The 19,654-nt window shown below is 64.0% G+C and carries 16 protein-coding genes and 1 pseudogene; 8 read left to right on the plus strand and 9 right to left on the minus strand.

Going from position 1 to position 19,654, the window contains the following annotated elements; genetic code table 11:
• Nucleotides 1-6: 6 nt before the first annotated feature.
• Entirely contained in the window at nt 7-873 is an 867-nt protein-coding gene (locus tag ASD99_RS17020) for a hypothetical protein (RefSeq protein ID WP_156389006.1), read from the minus strand.
• Nucleotides 874-1,112: 239 nt separating this feature from the next.
• Nucleotides 1,113-4,724 carry a bifunctional proline dehydrogenase/L-glutamate gamma-semialdehyde dehydrogenase PutA gene (putA, locus tag ASD99_RS17025; RefSeq protein WP_057144349.1) on the minus strand — a complete coding sequence of 1,204 codons (3,612 nt, stop codon included), beginning with the start codon at nt 4,722-4,724 and terminating at the stop codon, nt 1,113-1,115.
• Between the two features lie 163 nt (nt 4,725-4,887).
• Here putA and ASD99_RS17030 point away from each other — a divergent pair, with 163 nt between their 5' ends.
• On the plus strand, nt 4,888-5,340 hold the full coding sequence (locus ASD99_RS17030) for an Lrp/AsnC family transcriptional regulator (RefSeq protein ID WP_057144350.1): 453 nt from the start codon (nt 4,888-4,890) through the stop codon (nt 5,338-5,340).
• 1 nt (nt 5,341) lies between these two features.
• On the opposite strand, the gene ASD99_RS17035 is transcribed toward ASD99_RS17030, so the two are convergent.
• The gene (locus ASD99_RS17035; protein ID WP_057144351.1) at nt 5,342-6,541 is read right to left on the minus strand and encodes a cytochrome-c peroxidase; all 1,200 of its coding nucleotides are present in this window, start codon (nt 6,539-6,541) and stop codon (nt 5,342-5,344) included.
• Between the two features lie 7 nt (nt 6,542-6,548).
• Nucleotides 6,549-6,998 (minus strand): FixH family protein, encoded by a 450-nt coding sequence (locus ASD99_RS17040; RefSeq protein ID WP_056596152.1) that lies wholly within the window; start codon nt 6,996-6,998, stop codon nt 6,549-6,551.
• Between the two features lie 151 nt (nt 6,999-7,149).
• Here ASD99_RS17040 and ASD99_RS17045 point away from each other — a divergent pair, with 151 nt between their 5' ends.
• Nucleotides 7,150-8,070, plus strand: a complete 921-nt coding sequence (locus ASD99_RS17045; protein WP_057144372.1) for a sugar kinase — start codon at nt 7,150-7,152, stop codon at nt 8,068-8,070.
• A 2-nt stretch (nt 8,071-8,072) separates the two neighbouring features.
• Here the strand turns inward: ASD99_RS17045 and ASD99_RS17050 are convergent, their stop codons facing one another.
• The 3 genes from ASD99_RS17050 to ASD99_RS17060 form a co-directional block, all read right to left on the minus strand.
• Complete coding sequence (locus ASD99_RS17050; protein ID WP_057144352.1) at nt 8,073-9,095, minus strand: aldose epimerase family protein; 1,023 nt, start codon at nt 9,093-9,095, stop codon at nt 8,073-8,075.
• A 92-nt stretch (nt 9,096-9,187) separates the two neighbouring features.
• Nucleotides 9,188-10,645, minus strand: coding sequence for an NAD-dependent succinate-semialdehyde dehydrogenase (locus ASD99_RS17055; protein ID WP_056596159.1), 1,458 nt, complete (start codon nt 10,643-10,645; stop codon nt 9,188-9,190).
• A 225-nt stretch (nt 10,646-10,870) separates the two neighbouring features.
• On the minus strand, nt 10,871-11,818 hold the full coding sequence (locus ASD99_RS17060) for an AEC family transporter (RefSeq protein WP_056596162.1): 948 nt from the start codon (nt 11,816-11,818) through the stop codon (nt 10,871-10,873).
• Nucleotides 11,819-11,948: 130 nt separating this feature from the next.
• Here ASD99_RS17060 and ASD99_RS17065 point away from each other — a divergent pair, with 130 nt between their 5' ends.
• The gene (locus ASD99_RS17065; protein WP_057144353.1) at nt 11,949-14,969 is read left to right on the plus strand and encodes a caspase family protein; all 3,021 of its coding nucleotides are present in this window, start codon (nt 11,949-11,951) and stop codon (nt 14,967-14,969) included.
• A 97-nt stretch (nt 14,970-15,066) separates the two neighbouring features.
• Nucleotides 15,067-15,615, plus strand: a complete 549-nt coding sequence (locus ASD99_RS17070; protein WP_056596175.1) for a histidine phosphatase family protein — start codon at nt 15,067-15,069, stop codon at nt 15,613-15,615.
• Here the strand turns inward: ASD99_RS17070 and ASD99_RS17075 are convergent.
• Nucleotides 15,612-16,082 carry a hypothetical protein gene (locus ASD99_RS17075; protein ID WP_056596178.1) on the minus strand — a complete coding sequence of 157 codons (471 nt, stop codon included), beginning with the start codon at nt 16,080-16,082 and terminating at the stop codon, nt 15,612-15,614. The two genes, ASD99_RS17070 and ASD99_RS17075, sit on opposite strands and share 4 nt — an antisense overlap.
• Nucleotides 16,079-16,327 (minus strand): hypothetical protein, encoded by a 249-nt coding sequence (locus ASD99_RS17080; protein ID WP_056596181.1) that lies wholly within the window; start codon nt 16,325-16,327, stop codon nt 16,079-16,081. The genes ASD99_RS17075 and ASD99_RS17080 overlap by 4 nt, the downstream gene beginning before the upstream one ends.
• Before the next feature lie 71 nt (nt 16,328-16,398).
• Between ASD99_RS17080 and ASD99_RS33400 the strand changes: the two are divergent.
• The 4 genes and pseudogenes from ASD99_RS33400 to ASD99_RS17095 all read left to right on the plus strand — a co-directional run.
• Nucleotides 16,399-16,536 (plus strand): annotated as a pseudogene (locus ASD99_RS33400) (slipin family protein); the annotation flags it as partial.
• A gap of 234 nt (nt 16,537-16,770) precedes the next feature.
• Nucleotides 16,771-17,052 carry an acyl carrier protein gene (locus tag ASD99_RS17085; RefSeq protein WP_010909964.1) on the plus strand — a complete coding sequence of 94 codons (282 nt, stop codon included), beginning with the start codon at nt 16,771-16,773 and terminating at the stop codon, nt 17,050-17,052.
• 56 nt (nt 17,053-17,108) lie between these two features.
• Nucleotides 17,109-18,299, plus strand: coding sequence for a beta-ketoacyl-ACP synthase (locus ASD99_RS17090; RefSeq protein WP_057144354.1), 1,191 nt, complete (start codon nt 17,109-17,111; stop codon nt 18,297-18,299).
• Nucleotides 18,300-18,351: 52 nt separating this feature from the next.
• On the plus strand, nt 18,352-19,629 hold the full coding sequence (locus tag ASD99_RS17095) for a beta-ketoacyl-ACP synthase (RefSeq protein ID WP_057144355.1): 1,278 nt from the start codon (nt 18,352-18,354) through the stop codon (nt 19,627-19,629).
• Nucleotides 19,630-19,654: the final 25 nt, after the last annotated feature.

Here is a 19,654-nt window from a genome sequence, read left to right on the forward strand (position 1 = left end):
CCTCACTCAGTTGCACCCACCCTTCACGAAGGCGATCATCGCCTCTGTGGTCGCGGTAAGGGCCGGGCCAGTCATCGCCAGCGTCTTGCCCTGCATGATCTGCGCGGACACCACGCTGACGAGGCTGTTGTCAGGCGCGAACCATGCCCCGCCACTGGCCCCCGTTCCGAATTCAGTTGGCGCGGCTAGATAGGTGCCGCCAACCTGCGCTAGTTTCGTCGAGTCCTGCTTGTACATATACTTGCCGTCACCAAAATTGCCGGGGTACCCCATCATGCTGACGGCGGTGAAACTGCCATCCTGGCTGAGCACGAACTTTCCGGCATCTGAATTTGCCGTGGTGCGCAGCGCAGCATAGTCGAGAGCGCTTTTCTCCGCGCTTGGCGGATTGGGACTGACTGGAATCCAATCCGTCAGCACCGCGGCCTGGTCAACGATAAACCTCGTCCCGGCGCCATCTTCATAAGCAGGGTAAAACACGACGTTCACCGCATGCTTATCGCCGCGCCACATGCTGTGCGCCGCGGCCAGCAGAACGTTGTCTTCCGAGACGAATTGCGCGCTGGCCGTATAGTCGACTCCGTCGCGGGTGTAGAAGAGCTTGCCGCCATATTCATAAGGCGGCTGAGTCACGTCGACTCGTGCGGTGGCCGCAAGCCCCTCAGGCTTGGGTGCGGTCACGTTGCCGCCGTCGTTTTCGGAAACGGCCCGGTCACGCCGCTCCTTGGTCCAGTAGCCTTCACCCGCCTCATCGGCGGCCAAGACAGTCTTGTTGGGTTGCCAGCAAGCGAAATCGGCGGCGTCGGCGCCGCTGCAAGAAATCAGCCCGCTCAGCAACGCCAATGAGCCTGATACGATCGATCTTGAAGCCATCTTCGTCTCCTCGTCCTTGCCTCAATCGGATTGGCGCCACCACCACGATTTGGCGATGAGAAAACCCGGTTGGTGTCGGACCATCCGACATCGGCAAGACTACGTGGCACCGAGACGATCGGCAGTTCCGCAGGCTACAGTGGAAACGAATTTCTGATCTTGTGCCCGAATTCACCAAGCCGGCAACGCCTTACGTTTGCCGGCTTCTCCCCTTGCGGCGCCGAATACCCGCCAGCTCTCTAGGCAGCGGCCAGCAGGCTCGCATTGCCGCCAGCGGCCGTGGTGTCGACGCAGACAGCCCGTTCATGTGCATAGGCCGCCGGGTTCAGCACCTCGCTGACCAGCGGCACGATCGGGCCGGAGCGCTCAGCGATAACCTTGCGCACGATGCGCGCGGCCTCGGGCGTGCCCGAGAAGGCAACGACATCGACGCGCAGCGAGCGCGCTTCGACCGGATCCGGCCGGCCGTCTATGGCGGCCAGCGGTAGACCCTTGCCGGTGAGCGCCGAGAGTGCCGACGGCGCACCGGGCGCCACGGCCAGCACCGCATTGCCGGCGGCGAGTGCCTGGATCGTCTGCGCGAGCAGCGTGTCGCCATCAGGACCAAGGCACAGCACCCGTCCGCGCGGCGACAGCGACAGCGTGTTGGCCTCGCCGGTCGGCCCGGGCAGGTCGACCTGGCCGAAGTCGATGCCGGCGGCGGCGCCTATGGCCGCGGCACCCTTGCCGCGCAGATGCTTCCTCAGAATGGCGATCCGGTCCGGACGCGTCGACCAGCCGCCAAGTGTGGGATCAGGCAGATTGTCGGCAAGTTCGGTCGCCGTCACCTTATGGCCATCCTGCAAATGGGTACCGGCCTCCGGCCCCTTGCGGAAGCGCCTGAGATAGTGCGGACCGCCGGCCTTCGGTCCAGTGCCCGACAGCCCCTCGCCGCCAAAGGGCTGCGAACCAACGACGGCGCCGATCTGGTTGCGGTTGACATAGATGTTGCCGGCATGGATGCCGTCGACGAAATGCTGTACGCGGCCCTCGATGCGGGTGTGCAGGCCGAAGGTCAGGCCATAGCCCTTGCGGTTGATGGCGGCGATGACCGCATCGATCTCGTCGGCGTCGAAGGTGGCGACATGCAGCACCGGCCCGAACACTTCGCGCTCCATGTCCTCGATACCCTTGACCCGGAAGACGTGCGGCGCGACGAAGCGACCCTCCTTGGGTGCCTCGAGCTTGGCGATCAGCCGGCCCTGCAGGCCCATCTTCGTGCAGTACTCGCGGATCGAGCTTTGCGCCTCGTCGTCGATGACAGGGCCGACATCGGTCGAAATCCGCCAGGGATCACCAATGCTGAGCGCCTCCATGGCGCCTTTCAGCATCTCCAGCATCTTCTTCTCGACGTCCTTCTGCACGTAGAGCACGCGCAGCGCTGAGCAGCGTTGGCCGGCACTCTGGAAGGCCGAGGCCAGAATGTCGCGCACCGCCTGCTCGGGCAGCGCGGTGGAATCGACGATCATGGCGTTGAGGCCGCCGGTTTCGGCGATCAGCATGGCGTCGGGCGCGGCGGTCTCGGCCAGTTGTTTTTCGATCAGCTTGGCGACCTCGGTCGAGCCGGTGAAGCAGACGCCGGCAATGCGCGGATCGGCGGTGAGTGGCCCGCCGACCGATGGGCCGTCGCCAGGCAGCAACTGAATAACGTCTTCCGGCACGCCGGCCTCGCGCAGCAGTTCGACGGCGCGAAAGGCGATCAGCGGCGTCTGCTCGGCCGGCTTGGCGATGACCGAATTGCCGGTGACAAGTGCTGCCGCGATCTGGCCGGTGAAGATGGCGAGCGGGAAATTCCATGGCGAAATGCAGACGATGGCGCCGCGCGCTTGCGTGCCCGCCTCCGCATTGGCCGCCTCGGTGGCGTAGTAGCGCAGGAAGTCGACGGCTTCGCGCACCTCGGCCACACCGTCGGCCAGCGATTTGCCGGCCTCCCTTGTGGCCAGTGCAAAGAACTCGACGGCATTCGCCTCATACAGATCGGCGGCGCGGTTGAGGATGGCGGCGCGCTCGGCCACGGGACGCTTCGCCCAGGCCGGTTGCGCTTCCACCGCGATGCGCACGGCGGTCGCGACTTGCTTGGCAGCGGCCTCGCTGACCGTGCCGACCACTTCGGAAGGCTTTGCCGGATTGACGATCGGGCGCTGCTTGCCGTAGCCGGCGGCACGGGTGATCGGCTTGGCATGCCAGCGATCCGGCCCGGCGAAAGCGGCCTTGGCCTTGTCGATCGCCGCCAGCGTCACCGTGTCGGTGATATCAAAACCCTTCGAGTTGCGACGGCCGGCGCCAAAAATCTGGGAAGGCCGGGCAATCGCCGGATTGGCGGCCGGACCCTGGCTCTCGACGGTTTCGAGCGGATCGCGGGCGATGTCCTCCGGCTCGACGTCCTCGTCGGTCAGTTGGTGCACGAAAGAGGAGTTGGCGCCGTTCTCCAGCAACCGGCGGACCAGATAGGCAAGCAGATCGGAATGCGCTCCGACCGGTGCATAGATGCGGCAGCGTGTGCCTTCGGCCTGGCGCACCGTCTCGTGCAGGGCCTCGCCCATGCCGTGCAAGCGCTGGAACTCGAAGGCATCGCGATTCGTCGCCATCGACAGGATCGCGGCGACGGTATGCGCGTTGTGAGTGGCGAACTGCGGATAGATGCGGTCGGTCATGCCAAGCAGCTTCTTGGCGCAGGCCATGTAGGAGACGTCGGTGTTGGCCTTGCGGGTGAAGACGGGATAGCCTGACAGTCCCAGCGTTTGCGCCCGCTTGATCTCGGTGTCCCAATAAGCGCCCTTGACCAGCCGCACCATGATGTTGCGGTCGTATCTCTTGGCCAGCGCGTAGAGCCAGTCGATGGCGAAGGCCGCGCGTGGCCCATACGCTTGCACCACGACACCAAAGCCGTTCCAGCCGGCAAGCTCCGGCTCGGCCAGCACCCGCTCGATCACGTCGAGCGACAGATCGAGGCGGTCAGCCTCCTCGGCGTCGATGTTGAGGCCCATGCGCGAATGGCGCGCGGCCAGCGCCAGCGACAGCAACCGCTCGGCCATGACAGGCAGCATCTCGTCCCTCTGCGCCACCTCATAACGCGGGTGCAGCGCCGAAAGCTTGACCGAGATGCCGTGGTTCTGCCTGATATCAGGGCCGTTGGAGCCGGCATCGAGCGACGAAATCGCGTCGGCATAGGCCTTGTGATAGCGCAAGGCGTCGGCCTCGGTGCGGGCTGCTTCGCCCAGCATGTCGAAGGAATAGAGATAGCCCTTCTGCGTCATCGGTCGGCCGCGCTTGACAGCCTCGGCGATGGTGCGGCCGAGCACGAACTGCTCGCCCATCTCGCGCATGGCGGCTGCCACCGCCTTGCGGATGACCGGCTCGCCCAGCCGGCGCACCATCGAGCGCAGCGTGCCCTCGATGCCGCCCTCGCCCTCATCGAGAACGCGGCCGGTCAGCATCAGCGCCCAGGTCGAGGCGTTGACGAAGATGGAGCTCGAGCCGCCGGAATGCGCCGACCAGTCGTGCGGCGCGATCTTGTCGGCGATGAGGTCGTCCATCGTCTCGGTGTCAGGCACGCGCAGCAGCGCCTCGGCCAGGCACATCAGCGCCACGCCTTCCTTGGTGGAGAGGCCGTAGGCCGAGAGGAAGACTTCCATCAGCCGAGGATCCGACGAGCCGCGTACCGCCCGCACCAGATCGGCGGCCCGGGCCGAGATCGCCTTGCGGTCTTTCACTGAAAGGCCCGTCGCCTCGGCAAGCCGCTGCACGGCCTCGTCTTCATCGGGCAGGTAGTTGGCGCGGATCTGCTGGCGGATGGCATCAAGCGCTGGCATGGCGGTCCCATGGATCGAGCAAAGGGGATCGGGCCGGCGGTCACCGGACCGAATGGCGCAAGCTAGCACAGGTGCGAAATTTCGACCGGTCCAAAGAAATCGACATCACAGGTCATTCGGTCTATCTTGGTATGCAAAAATTATCATACGGACTGTAGACTCGATGACAGAAGACCAATTGGACCGCATCCACAGGAATATCCTCGCCGCGCTGGCAAGCGATGGCCGGCTTTCCATGTCAGAACTGGCGGCAAAGGTCGGCCTGTCGAAGACGCCGGTGCAGGCGCGGGTGAAGCGGCTGGAGAAGGACGGCTACATCAGGGGCTACCAGGCGATCATCGACCGCGAGCGCATGGGCGAAGGCCATGTCGCCTTCGTCCAGGTGAAATTGTCCGACACCCGATCCGCCGCGCTCGACGCCTTCAACCGGTCCGTACAGGCCGTGCCCGAGATCGAACAGTGCCACATGATGGCATCGAGCTTCGATTATCTGCTGAAAGTCCGCACAAGGGATATCGCCGCCTACCGCCGCGTCCTGGGCGAGCGCATCTCGGCGCTCCCCCACGTCGCCCAGACCTCGACCTTCGTGGCGATGGAGACGGTCAAGGATCGGTAATTCACTCCGCCAACGTCTTCAGGAACGCCACCAGCGCCGCACGCTCTCGGTCTGAAAGCTCCAGCGGGTGAACCTCTGACACCCCTTCGACGCTGGGAGCAGCCTTGGCGTAGTGCGCCACCACCTCGTCGAGCGACGAAAACTGGCCGGCATGCATATAGGGCGGCCGCGTTGCCGCTCCGCGCAGCGACGGCGTCTTGTAGGCGCGGATCAGTTGCGGCGCATCCTTGACCATGAAGCGGAACTCGCCGCAGGCGCCGGCGTCGCCATCGCGGAAGGCACCAAGGCAGTTGAATGGGTCGGCCTCGACTTGGCGCACGGCATCGATGCGGCCGCGATCCAGCGGCAGAACCGCAACGGGCGGCACACCGGTGTTGTGAAAACCGTTGTCGGTGAAGCGGGGGCCGTCGTGGCAGGTCACGCAATTGGCCTTGCCGATGAACAGTTTCAGCCCAAGGATTTCCTCCTTGGAAAAGACCGCATCGCCTTTCGGCTCGGCGCCGGTGGCGAGATCCAGCGCAAAGCGATCGAAGCGCGTCGGCGCCGGCTCGATCGACCGTTCGAACGCGGCGATCGCCTTGCCGATATTGGCAAAGACGCCGTTGATGGCGTCGCGCTGCGCACCGCTCATCGCGTTCCAGGCAGCCTTCTCGGCATCTGTTCCAAGTGGGCTGGCATTCAACGGCATGTCGGAGAAGTCGGGCAGCGGCCCGAAGATGCGCTCATAGCGCTCGCCGAAGCGCGCCTTGATGTAATGCGCGTAGGCGGCGCGGTTTCCCGCCTGCTCCAGCGGATTTTCGAGCGGCGTCAGCGCTTGCGCCCACAGGCTGTCGCGGCGGCCGTCCCAGAAGAACCAGGGATCGCGCGCCACGCCGGCCAACGGCATGGTGCGCCGGTTGGTGTGGCCGACACCGACCGCTTGCGGCAGGTCGTCCTGGAATTGCCGGTCGATCTTGTGGCAGGTCGAGCACGACACCGTGCCGTCGCGGCTCATGCCCAGATCGAAGAACAGCGTCGAGCCGAGTGCGGCGGCGGCCGGCACGTCGGCAAAGCGGTTGGTGGTGTCGGGCTTCAGCGCCGGCAACCTCGACAGCGCCAGCGAGGCGATGGTCTTCTTCTCGGCGTCGGAAAAATCCGGCTTGCCGCAGCCGACGAGGCTGACGGCGACCACCAGCGCCAGAAAGCAGAAAAGGCGCTTCATCGATCGCTCACAGCACCACGTTGAACAGTACTGTGTCGGAGCCGGCGCCGGACGAGATGGCGAAACGAAGTTGCCACCAGCCGCTCATGGTGAATTTCAGCCCCTCGACGCGGTAACGGCCTTCGCCCAGGTAATCGGTGACCTGCGGGCTGGTCGGCAGGCCGTGATTGTGTTGCGGCATGCCGCCGGAGATGGCGATCGCGGCGCGCTCCACCGAAGCCCCTGTCTTTGTTTTCAGGGTCAGCAGCCAGGATTCCAGTTCGCCCTGCCGCACCACGCCCCGTTCCGGCACGAAGCTCGCCATGTACAGCCCGTTGTCGCTTTTCTTCGTCCGCGCGACATCCGGGCCGGCAGGCTGCGCCGACCGCGGCGCCGTCAGATAGACGACCGCGAGAATGCCGACCAGCAAGGCGGCCAGACCAAGACCTGCTAAGAGATAACGCCATAGTGATGCCAAACCGGTTCCTCTTGTGCAGACAACGCTCTGCCGAACGGATCGCATCCCGCCAGCCTGTGGGAAAACGCTGTGGCGGAAAAAACCCTGCTTGCCAAGCATGGCGCTGCCGATGGCAAAAAGCTACAGCACCGAGATCACAGGAGGACTGTACATGGCGGGAACCGGCGTCGCCTCGATCGGCGAATGCATGCTCGAACTGTCGGGCCAGACGGGACCGAACTGGCGCATGGGCTTTGCCGGCGACACGTTCAACATGCTGTGGGCGCTGCATGCGTTAAGTGCAGACCGGCCGGCAACCTATGTCTCGGCCTTCGGCGACGATCCCTTCTCGCAAGGCCAGATCGATTTCTTCGCCGAGAACGGCATCGGCATCGGCTCCAGCCCGGTCATAGCGGGCGCACGGCCCGGCCTCTATGCCATCACGCTGACCGGGGCCGAGCGTTCCTTCACCTACTGGCGTTCCGACGCTGCTGCCCGGCAGCTCGCCTCGAATCCGGCCGCGCTGTCGAAAAACCTGGAAAACCAAGCGCTTGTATACTTTTCCGGAATCACTTTGGCAATTCTGGACGAGGCCGCGCGCGCCACGTTGCTGGCGGCCGTCGCCAAGGCGCGCTCGGCTGGTTCACTTGTCGCCTTCGACCCCAACTACCGGCCACGGCTCTGGCGCAATCGCGTGGAGGCGCAGGTAGCGATCGTCGAAGCCCTTGCCGTCACCGACATCGCATTGCCGACCTTCCCCGACGAGCAGATGCTGTTTGGCGATGCAACACCGCAAGCGACCGCGGAGCGGCTCGGGCAACTCGTCGGCGAGATCGTCGTCAAGAATGGCGAAGCGCCGGCGCTGATTGCCCAAGGAGGAACACGGCGCGAAGTCCCGGCGATCCATGTCGCCGCTCCCGCCGACACGACCGGCGCAGGCGATTCCTTCAACGGCGGCTATCTTGCGGCCCGTCTTGCCAGCCATGACCCGCTGGAAGCAGCGCGCCGTGCCCATCGTGTCGCCGCCGCCGTGGTGCAGGTGCGCGGCGCGCTGGCGCCGTTCGACACGCTGCGAGCGGCATTCGCCGGATAACGTTAAGGCAGGCGGAAGCGGTATTCCGTGACGTGGTGGTAGATCGCGCCCGGCCACAGCGTTGCCTGCGGGAAATAGGGCCGGTTCGGCGCATCCGGCCACACCTGCGGCTCGAGGCAGAAACCGCAAAAGGCCTTGTAGTTCCGCCCCTCCAGCCCGGTGCGCGGCGTCACATACTGGCCGGTATAAAGCTGAACGCCGGGCTCGGTTGTCCAGACCTCCATCTCGACGCCGGAACTGGCGCCTTGCGTCCATGCCGCCTGCTTGAGCGGCCCGCGTGTCGAAGCAAGGCAGAAATTCTGGTCGTAGGGCAGCTGCTCACCCTCGGTCTCCATGCGCAGCGGCCGCGCCTGGCGGAAATCGAACGGCGTGCCGTCTACCGGCTTGACCACCCCGGTCGGGATCATGTCGCCATCGACCGGCAGATAGGCGCCGGCATTCAGCATCATCCTGTGGTCGAGAATGTCGCCGGCGCCGCCATCATCCAGGTTGAAATAGGAATGCTGGGTGAGATTGCACAGCGTCGGCTCCTCGCAGGTGGCGGTCAGCTCGACGCTGAGCGTGCCGGGGATCTTCAGCCGGTAGGTGCAGGTGACGTCAAGCGCCCCGGGAAAACCCATTGTGCCGTCGGGATCGTGCAGCGTCAGCGTGACGAAATCCCTGCCATGCAGGAAAACCGTCCACGGCCGGCGGGAGTAACCTTGCGAGCCGCCATGCAGCGTATGCTTGTCGAGGAAGTTTTGCTCGGTCTGGTAGCGGTTGCCGCCAATGGTGAAGCGGCCATCGCGGATGCGGTTGGCATAGCGGCCGACGACCGCGCCGAAGAAGCCCGTATCCGTCTCGTAGCCTTCCAGACGATCATAGCCGAGCACCAGCGGCGCATCGTGCCCGGTCAGGCGCAAATCCTGGATGATTGCGCCCAGACCGATGATGTTGGCGGTGATACCGCCGCCCCTGATCGTGAAGCGACGCACTGGTTCGCCTGCCTGAGTCGTACCGAAAACCTCGCCGTCCTTCATCGCCATGCCCGTAAATGCCAGTTGATCCAGAAGACTTCGGCTGGTTTTCCCATGAGAGATGGGCAGGCCATTGGCCTCCCCTTCTCAGAGATAGCCTATCAGAGGCCGAGGCCGCCGATGCAGACATATTTGGTGTCGAGATAGTCCTCGATCCCCTGATGCCCGCCTTCCTTGCCGAGACCCGATTCCTTGACGCCGCCGAACGGCGCCTCCGGCGTGGTGATGAGGCCTTCATTGACACCGACCATGCCGTATTTCAGCCCTTCCATGACGCGGAAGGCACGGCCGAGATCGCCTGTGTAGAAATAGCAGGCGAGGCCGAATTCAGTGTCGTTGGCGAGCGCGACGGCTTCCTCTTCGGTCTCGAACTTGAACACGGGTGCGACCGGGCCAAAGATCTCTTCCTTCATGAAGCGCATCTTGGGTGTCGCGTTGGCGATGACCGTCGGCTGGAAGAACGAACCGCCGAGCGCATGGCGCTTGCCGCCGGCGACGATCTTGCCGCCCTTGGCGGTGGCGTCGGCGATCAGTTCCTCGACCTTCTCGACCGCCTTCTCGTCGATCAGCGGTCCCTGCTGCACGCCGTCCTCGAGGCCGGAACCGACCTTCAGCCCGTTGCTCGCCGCAGCGAGCTTCTCGACGAACTTGTCATAGACACCAGCCTGGACAAGGAAGCGGTTGGTGCAGACGCAGGTCTGGCCGGAATTGCGATACTTGGCGGTGATAGCGCCGGCGACGGCACGCTCGAGGTCGGCGTCGTCGAAGACGATGAACGGCGCGTTGCCGCCGAGCTCCATCGACACCTTCTTGACGGTGACCGACGACTTCTGGATGAGAAGCTTGCCGACCTCCGTCGATCCGGTGAAGGTGATCTTCGACACCAGCGGATTGGCGCAGATCTCGTCGCCGATCTCGCTGGCTGAACCGGTCAGGATGTTGACGACGCCCTTGGGAAAACCGACTTCCTCGGCAAGCGCGCCCCAGGCGAGGCCGGAGTAAGGCGTCTGCGAGGCCGGCTTGACGACCGCGGTGCAGCCGGCGGCAAGCGCCGGGCCGAGCTTGCGGGCCAGCATCGAGGATGGGAAATTCCACGGCGTGATGGCGGCAATGACGCCGACCGGCTCCTTGGTCACCAGGATGCGGCGGTCCGCCCATGGCGAGGGCACGACGTCACCATAGGTGCGGCGGCCTTCCTCGGCGAACCACAGGATGTAGGCCGCGGCAGAGCCGATCTCGCCCTTCGATTCGAACAGCGACTTGCCCTGCTCGATGGTCAGCAGTTCGGCCAGCACGTCCTGATTGTCCATCATCGCGTCGTGCAGCTTGCGCAGCAGCTTCGAGCGCTCGAGCGCGGTCGTCTTGCGCCACGACTTGAAGGCGGCGGCGGCGGCCTCGATGGCGCGGCGGGTCTCGGCCTTGCCCGACTTCGGCACGGTGCCGATCTTGAGACCGGTGGCCGGGTTGTTGACGTCGACCGTCTGGCCGCTGTCGGCCTGCACCCATTCGCCATTGATGAGATTGGCCTGCCGCATGAAATGGCTGGTTTTCTGAAGCATGGTCTATCCTCCGTTCGGCGCGCTGACGGGCCGGTCTGTGAAGTCTTCGGTGAGCGTGCGCCATGGACTGAAGCCGGCACGCCGGAGCCACTGCTCTTTACCTAGCGCAAGGCCCGCAAGCAATCGCAAGATGGCATATAGGGGTTGGACCAGCCCGCGGCGAGAGCAGGCCGACTATGACACCCCCATCGCGGGCCGGCATCATCTGAATATCGACATACCCCATCAGAAAACGTGCAGCACCACCGTCAGCCAGAACGCGGTGGTGAGGGCGGAGCAGGCCGTGGCGATGGTCATCTGGTTCGACGCCAACGCCTGGCCGGTGTTGAAGTGGACCGCGATCAGATAGGAATTGACGCCGGATGGCATCGCGGCCACCATCACCGCCACCTTGGCCGTCAAGGGCGGCAGGCCGAGCAGCCAGACGAAGGCCAGAACCAGCGCCGGCATCAGCAATAGCTTCAGCACCGAAAGCACCAGCGCCGGCCTAACATTGCCCGAAATGCCGAAGCGGCGCAGGCTGAGTCCCATGGCAAACAGCGCCACAGGACCGGCCGTATCGGCCAGAGCATCGACCAGGCGTATGGCGACATCCGGCAGCGGCGCACCGGTGACGCGCCATGCGAGACCCGCCAGAATGCCGATGATCAGCGGATTGATGAACAGCCGCCTCAGGAACCTACGGATGATGCGCAAGGGATGCACGGGTTCGCCGCCGCTCCGGCCGAACATCTCAAACAACACGATCGAAGCCATAAGCATGATCGGCAGATGCACCGACACCAGCAAGGACAGCACCTCGAAACCATCCGCTCCGAATATGCCGAGGATAAAGGGAGCCCCGAGCAGCACGATATTGGAAAAGGCAGACGAAACCCCGCCGACGACGCCGGCGCGTGCATCCCGTCCGAAGATCCGGGTGGTGACGAGATGGCCGGCGGCCCAGGTGATCGCCACGGCCGCGAAATAGGCGCCCCACAGCGGCCAGGGTGCCACGCCGTGGAAATCGGCATTCACCATGGTTCGGAACAGCAGCAGCGGCATCGCCACTGAGACCGCGAAGTCGGCTATCCCCTCGCCGCTCGCCGGCTTCAAATAGCCGGTCAACCCGGCGAGGTAGCCGAGCGCGACAAGGCTGAAGACGAAAAGGACGGTTTCGGTGAGCGGAGACATTTTTACCGTGACGGGCGAGTTTCCCGTGATAGGCGAGCCACGGCCGCGACGCAATCGCGCCCGAATTTGATCATCGTCGGCTGGCAGCGTTATAGAGGGTTTGGATCATCAGGGCGGGCACGAACGACAAATGGCCTTTGTCGAAGCCACGAAGCGTACTCTTTTGCGGCAGGCGTGGCTGACGGCTTTCGTCGCCGCACTGATTTGTCTTGCCGCGACCGCGCTTGCAGTTGCCGAGACGAAAAGCCTCAAGGGCGTGGCGCTGATCATCGGCCAGTCGAAATACGAACACATCGCCGCCCTCCCCAACCCCGCCAACGACGCCCGCGACATGGCCAAGATGCTGACCGACCTCGGCTTCGATGCGCGCAGCGTCACCGATCGCGACGCCACCAAGCTGAAGCGCGACCTCGAGCGTTTCACGGAAGATGCCGAAGGCGCCGATGTCGCCTTCATCTATTATTCCGGTCACGGCATCGAGGCCGGCGGCGAGAACTATCTGGTTCCGGTCGATGCCGACGTGTCGTCATTGAAAGATGCCGACCAAGCGCTGGTGCCGATATCCGCCGTCATGGATGCTTTAAAAGCGACCGTGCCGGTGACGATCGTGCTGCTCGACGCCTGCCGCACCAATCCGTTCCCGCAGGATGCCGTGGTGCGACGCGCACCGACCGCTTCCGCCTCGCCGATTGGGGCCGGCGGGCTGGAACCGGTGCGCGGCGCCAAGGCGCTCGGCAATGCGCCGGCGGCCGACGCGAGCCTGGGCACGGTGGTCGGCTTTGCCGCCGAACCGGGTCGTCCCGCGCTCGATGGCGCCGCTGGCGAAAACAGCCCTTACGCGTCCGCCCTGCTGCGCCACCTCGCGGCGATGAAGGGCACCGAGTTCGGCTCGGTCATGCGCATGGTGACCGAAGAAGTCTACCTCGACACCAAGGCAAGGCAGCGCCCCTGGGTCAATGAAAGCCTGCGCCGGCTGCTCTATTTCGGCGTCGCACCAGCGGAGCCGACCGGCGACGACGGGCTGATCACCGGCGAGCGGCGTCAGCTCCTGCTGACGATTTCCGACCTGCCCGACCCGAAACGGGCGCAGGTGGAACTGGCCTCACTGCAGGAAGGCGTGCCGCTCGATGCGCTCTATGGCGTGCTGAAGGCGCTCGGAACGGACAAGATCCCCGAGGATCCGTCCGACCTGCAAAAGGTGCTCGACGCCCAGGCCGAGCGCCTGAAGAAAATGATGTCCGAACGTGCCGCGCTGCGCACCGACGATCCGGAGATCAAACGCCTGGTCGCCTCCGCCGACAAGGCGATCGGCCAGGGCGCCATCGTGACGGCGCGCAAATTCCTCGACGATGCGGTCGGCCGGGTCGAACAGAGCAGCGATGCGGTCGATGAGGCCGAGGATCTCGTCAAGCAGAAGCGCCTTGCCGATGCCGCGATCTACGCCAGACGCGCCGATGCCTCGGGGCTGGTGTTCGATTACAAGTCCGCCGCCGGCGACTACGCCAAGGCGTTTTCGCTGGCCGAAAAATGGGACGACAAGCTACGCTGGAACTACAAGAACCAGGAAGCCGAGGCGCTGAACGCTTACGGCTACGCCACCGGCGATCTGGATGCGCTGCAGCACTCCATCGACGCCTATCGCACCATCCTGAACTTCATCCCCAATGGCGAACAGAATCGCGACTGGGCGATCACCCGCAACAACATGGCGGTGGTGCTGCAGACCATCGGCGAGCGCGAGACGGAGACCGCGCACCTCGAAGAAGCGGCTCAGATCTTTGGCGATTCCCTTGTCGTGTTCGAGCGCGAGAAGGACGATCTCAACTGGGCCGCCGCGCAGAACAATCTGGCCAATGTGCTGTTGAAGATCGGTGAACGCCAGAGCGACCCGAAGCGCCTGAACGAGGCGGTGGTGGCAATGCGCGCGACGTTGAAGAAGCGCCCGCGTGAAAAAGTGCCGCTCGACTGGGCCGCTTCGCAGAACAATCTCGGCCTGGCGCTCTATGCGCTGTCCGAGCGCGAGGCCGCCGGCGAACATCTGACGCAAGCCGAGGCGGCCTACCGGCTGGCACTTGAGGAATACACGCGCGAAAAGGCGCCGGTTGAATGGGCGATGGTTGAGAACAATCTCGGCAACACGCTGGTGTCGCTTGGCATTCAGCTCAACAACAAGGCGAAGATAAACGAGGCGGCCGACGCGTTCCGTGCCGCACTCGAGGTGCGAACCCGTGAAACCTTCCCGGTCTCGTGGGCAACCAGCCGGCTCAACCTCGGCAACGCGCTGAGCGGTGTCGCCCGCTTCGATATGGGCACCGGCGCGCTCGAAGAGGCAGCTGCAGCCTATGACGATGCGCTGACGGTGTTTACCCGGCTGCGTTTCCCGATGGACTGGGCCTCAGTGCAGAACAATCTCGGTTCGATCTACCAGACGCTTGGCCAGCGCACCCGCGACGCGGCCAAGCTGGAGCAGTCGGCCGCGGCGTTCCAGGCCGCCCGGCAGGTCTATGTCAGACGGAAATTCCCGCAGGACTGGGCAATGAGCCACTACAATCTCGGCAACACGCTGCAGCTTCTGGGCGGCGTCACCGACAAGCCGGAACATTACGGTGAGGCCATTGCCGCCTACCGCGATGCATTGCGCGAGTACAAGCGCGAGACGAACCCGCGCCAATGGGCGCTGGCCCAGGCCGGCCTCGGCTCGACGCTGCACTGGCTGAGCATGAGCAATGCCGACCCCAGGACCTTGCTAGAGTCCGTCGCAGCCCGCAGGGCAGCCCTCGAAGTGCTGACCATCGACGCGGCACCGGTCGACTGGGCCAACGCCCAGAACGGCATCGGCATGAGCCTGCTCAACCTCGGCAATCTCGAACGCACCGACAGATATCTCGGCGATGCCGAGGCCGCCTTCACGGCGACACTGAAGGTGTTCACCAGGGAAAGCCTGCCCATGCAATGGGCCTTCGCGCAGAACAATCTCGGCGACGTCCACTGGAACAGAGCCAGCTATGGCGGCGGCAAGGCCGAATATCAAAAGGCGATCAAATTCTTCGAGAACGCCAAGCAGGGCTTTACCGAAGCCGGCTACACGATCCCCATCCCGCTCACCGACCAGAAGATCGATCTGGTGAAGAAGCAGATGGCGAAGAAGTAGTGCTCCACCCTACCGCGCCTTGTCTTTCGGCTGGCTTTGCCGTCCCTATATGTCCCGTCACCGGAACCCATTGCCGGGAACCGGAGAAGGATAGCGGATGATTCGATTTGCCTTGGCGTTGTTCCTGCTTGTTGTTCCCGGCGTGGCTCACGCCACGGATGCAGGCTGGGCGCTGCTGCGCGATGGCGGCCATGTCGTGCTGCTTCGCCATGCCATGGTCACCGGCACGACCGACCCGGCCAATTTCGACGTCGACAGCTGCGCCACCCAGATGAACCTGTCAGCGCGCGGCAAGCAGCAGGCGAGCAAGATCGGTGCTCTGTTTGCCGCCCGGGCGGCACCGATCGAGCGCGTGCTGTCCAGCCGCTATTGCCGCTGCCTCGACACCGCCCGCATCGCCTTCGAGGCCGAGCCGGAACTGTTTGCACCGCTGGATCTCCTGAAGGGCGACGAGACGCAGAAGGCCGCGCAGATCGCCGCGATCATGAAGGAGATCCGCGCCTATTCCGGCTCCGACAATCTGGTCATGGTCACCCATCTGGAAGACATCGTGGCGCTGACCGGTGTTTCGCCGCGCGAAGGCGAGGCTGTGGTCGTCGAACCGCAGGGTGACGGCCTGCGCGTGCTCGGCCGCGTCACCTTTTAGGCGTGGCGATGTCCGGCTGACGCGCCGGTGAGCAGCCACGCATCGATGCGGACTTTCCATGCTTCGATCATGTGCGCGAACGCATCCTGCGTCAGTCCGGACAGATACGACCTTCCCGCCGCGTTCAAGGCCGTGAACGTATAGGCAATCGACGCTTCCGTGCCGCCGTCGGTCGCCTGGCGGCAGGCGACCTCGACAAATCCGAAACACGTATCCGGTGTGACCCTGACATAGCGGACACGATGCCCGGCAGGATCCCAGTCGGCGCAGGCCCAGAGTGTCTTCTCATCACCGTGGACGGTCCGGAAGACCATGCCTTGCTGCGTTTCTCCGCTTTGCGGATGCAAGAACTCCGGCTCCCAGCCATCCACCCACAAGGTCTCGCCAATCGGCGTGAACAGCGGGAAGACGCGATCGATCGGCCCGGAAAGGACAATGCTATGGCTGCGTTCAAGATGGCTCGTCATCCGCCTTCCTTCTCAGTCAGACGGTGGCTGTCCGCCGCACCGAGCTCCAGCCCGTAGATGCGCTTCAACTGGCTGATCGTTTCCAGGGTCGCTGGTGAAAACGGCGTCTGCCCTTCGAAAGCATGCAGCACGATGCCTTCGATTAGATCGCCGAGGCTCATGTCGCGATGCTCGGCCAAGGCCTTGAGCACTTTCACCAGTCGTTTTTCCAGGCGGACCCCGGTCTGCACGCGTTCGATGGTCATAACCTATTGGTATCATGGTACATTGGTACCATCAAGTGTTGCTGAAATGCCGCCATTGAAAGCAGCCGCAAATGGCGGAAAACCCGGTGATGCTGCGGTTGAAGGAGCTCGAGGCTCTGGAAACCATCGCCGGCAAGGTCGAGCGGCTGACCGTCCACAACGGAACGGGCGGGCTGCTGAACGACCTGGTCAAGCTCCGCGACAGCTGATGCATGTCGCCCAAAAGTGGTTCCGGTTTTGGGAAAACGACATGCATCGAAACAAAGACTGACGTAACGGTAACGGGAAGGGCCGCCGGGTTGACCGGCGGCCCTTCTTGCGTTTCCTAGGCACGCTTCCCATCTGCGCCCGGCGTATCAGGCCTTTTCCTGTCGGGAAAAACCGATTAGACAGCGCCCAAACAAGATGCGGACAGATTCCGCCCGCAACCGAAGGAAAAGCCCTTGTCCACCACGTTCGACAAAGTCGCCAAGATCATTGCCGATACCAGCGAGATCGATATCGACACCATCACGCCCGAAAGCCACACGATCGACGATCTCGGCATCGACAGCCTCGATTTCCTCGACATCGTCTTCGCCATCGACAAGGAATTCGGCATCAAGGTGCCGCTGGAAAAGTGGACCCAGGAGGTCAACGACGGCAAGGCTTCGACCGACGATTACTTCGTCATGAAGAACCTGTGCGCCAAGATCGACGCACTGGTCGCCGCCAAGACCGCCTGATGTCAGTTGAGCGCACGATCTTGACGCGCTCTGCCGCCTGACCCACAAAGCCGCCCATGAGCAGCCCCCGCGACGTCGTCATCACTGGTATCGGCCTTGTCTCCTCGCTGGGGGAAGGTCCGGACGCCCATTGGCAGAAGCTCGCGCAGCCAAGCCTGCAGCCGGTGCTCGAAGCGGCGCGGTTTGCACCCTATACCGTCCATCCTCTGCCTGAAATCGACTGGAACCTGCAGATCGCCAAGCGCGGCGACCAGCGCCAGATGGAAACCTGGCAGAGGCTCGGCACCTATGCTGCCGGCCTTGCACTGGACGACGCAGGCATCAAGGGCAACGACGAACTCTGCGCGACCATGGACATGGTGGTGGCCGCCGGCGGTGGCGAGCGCGACGAGGCGGTCGATGCCGCCATTCTCGCCGCTTCGGAAAGCCGCAATGACCGCGATGTGCTGCTCAACGAGAAATTGACCACCGAATTGCGGCCGACACTGTTCCTGGCCCAGTTGTCCAACTTGCTCGCCGGCAACATCTCCATCGTCCACAAGGTCACCGGCTCGTCCAGAACCTTCATGGGCGAGGAAGGTGCCGGCGTCGCCGCCGTCGAGACGGCCGCCGCGCGTATCCGCTCGGGCCAGTCGACTCACATCCTGGTCGGCGGTGCCTTCCAGACCGAACATTCCGACATGCTGCTCGGCTATGAGCTTGCCGGCTATTTGCATCGCGGCCCGTGGAAGCCGGTCTGGCAAAGACAGGGTGCTGAGGGCGGCGGCGTCGTGACCGGATCCGGCGGCGCCTTCCTGGTGCTGGAGCAACGCGAGCATGCGATAAGCCGGGGTCGGAAAATCTATGCCGAACTTGGGCTGGTCGTCTCCGGCCGCGCCAGGCGGTCACGGGGAGAACTCGACGCCGAGATCGCCGCATTGCTCGGCCAGGCTGCATTGCCAAGCGGCAAATTGCTGGCCCTGTCGGGCGCATCGGGGGCGCATGCGGCGACATCAGCCGAGAAGGCAGCGCTCGATGCCAATCCGGCGATAGCCGCGCGCGGTTTCTCGACGCTGACCGGGCACATGAAGGAAGCGCAGTTTCCGTTCGCCGTGGCGCTCGCCGCACTGGCCGTCGACCGCAAGGCCGCCTACCCTGTCTTTGATGCCACAGCCGAGACACCGTTCGAAGGCATTCCCGCAGCAGTCCTTGCAACGGCGATCGGCTATCACCAATTCGAGGGAATGGCGCTGGTCAACGCCGCGTAAGGTGGGCGCTGACCGATCCATGCTGCAACGATAAACGCTCGAGGGCTCCCGGATGGCCAATCTGAACGATCATATGGGCAGGCCGATCGTGGCCGTCACCGGCATCGGCGTGGTGACCTCGCTTGGCGTCGGCAAATCAGACAATTGGGCCGCGCTGACCTCGGGCAAGTCGGGTATTCACCCGATCACCCGCTTTCCCATCGATCAACTGAACACCCGCATCTCCGGCATGGTCGATTTCCTGCCGTCGAGTTCGAAAGGTGCCAGCCCACTCACCTATGAGCTAGCCGAGCTTGCGGGCCTCGAAGCGGTGACCGAAGCCGGTCTTGATTCCAGCGATTTCGGCGGACCGCTCTTCCTCGCATCGCCGCCGGTCGAACTCGACTGGGCCGAACGCTTCTCGCTCTACAATTCTGACAAGGACAACGATGACACCGCCGCCGAAAGACTGCTTCGGGTCGCGCGTAGCTTGAAAGAGCTGGATATTTTCGAGACCACCCAGTTCGGTTCGATCGCCGACCGCCTGGCCGACCGCCTCGGCACACGTGGTCTGCCGATCACGCTGTCGACGGCTTGCGCTTCAGGTGCCACTGCGATCCAGCTCGGTGTCGAGGCGATCCGACGCGGCGAATGCGACCGTGCGCTATCGATCGGCGCGGACGGTTCCGCGACCGCCGAGGCATTGATCCGTTTCTCACTGCTTTCGGCGCTCTCCACGCACAACGACATTCCCGAAAAGGCATCGAAGCCTTTCTCCAGGGATCGCGACGGCTTCGTGTTGGCCGAGGGATCCGGGGCGCTGGTCTTGGAATCGCTTGAGACGGCATTGGCTCGCGGCGCGACTATTCTCGGCGTCCTGGGCGGTTGCGGCGAGAAGGCCGACGACTTCCACCGCACCCGCTCGAAGCCGGACGCTTCGCCGGCCATCGCCGCGGTTCGCGCCGCCCTTGCCGATGCCGGCCTGAGTGAAGACGAGATCGACTATGTCAACGCCCACGGCACGTCGACTCCGGAGAACGACAAGATGGAACATCTGGCGCTGTCGACCGTGTTCGGCGAACGGATCAGCTCGATGCCGGTTTCGTCGAACAAGTCGATGATTGGCCACACGCTGTCGGCGGCGGGCGCGGTCGAGGCGGCGTTCTCGCTGATGACAATGCGTGAAAGCGTCATTCCGCCGACCATCAACTACGACAACCCCGATCCGGCGATCGTGCTCGATGTGGTGCCGAACAAGAAGCGCAATGCCGAGGTTCGCACCGTTCTGTCGAACTCCTTCGGCTTCGGCGGCCAGAACACTTGCCTTGTCATGGCGCGGGAACCGGTCTAAGCGACCTTTTTCAGCCAGACTGAAC

The sequence above is a fragment of the Mesorhizobium sp. Root695 genome, assembly GCF_001428185.1.
Taxonomy (GTDB): Bacteria; Pseudomonadota; Alphaproteobacteria; order Rhizobiales; family Rhizobiaceae; genus Mesorhizobium.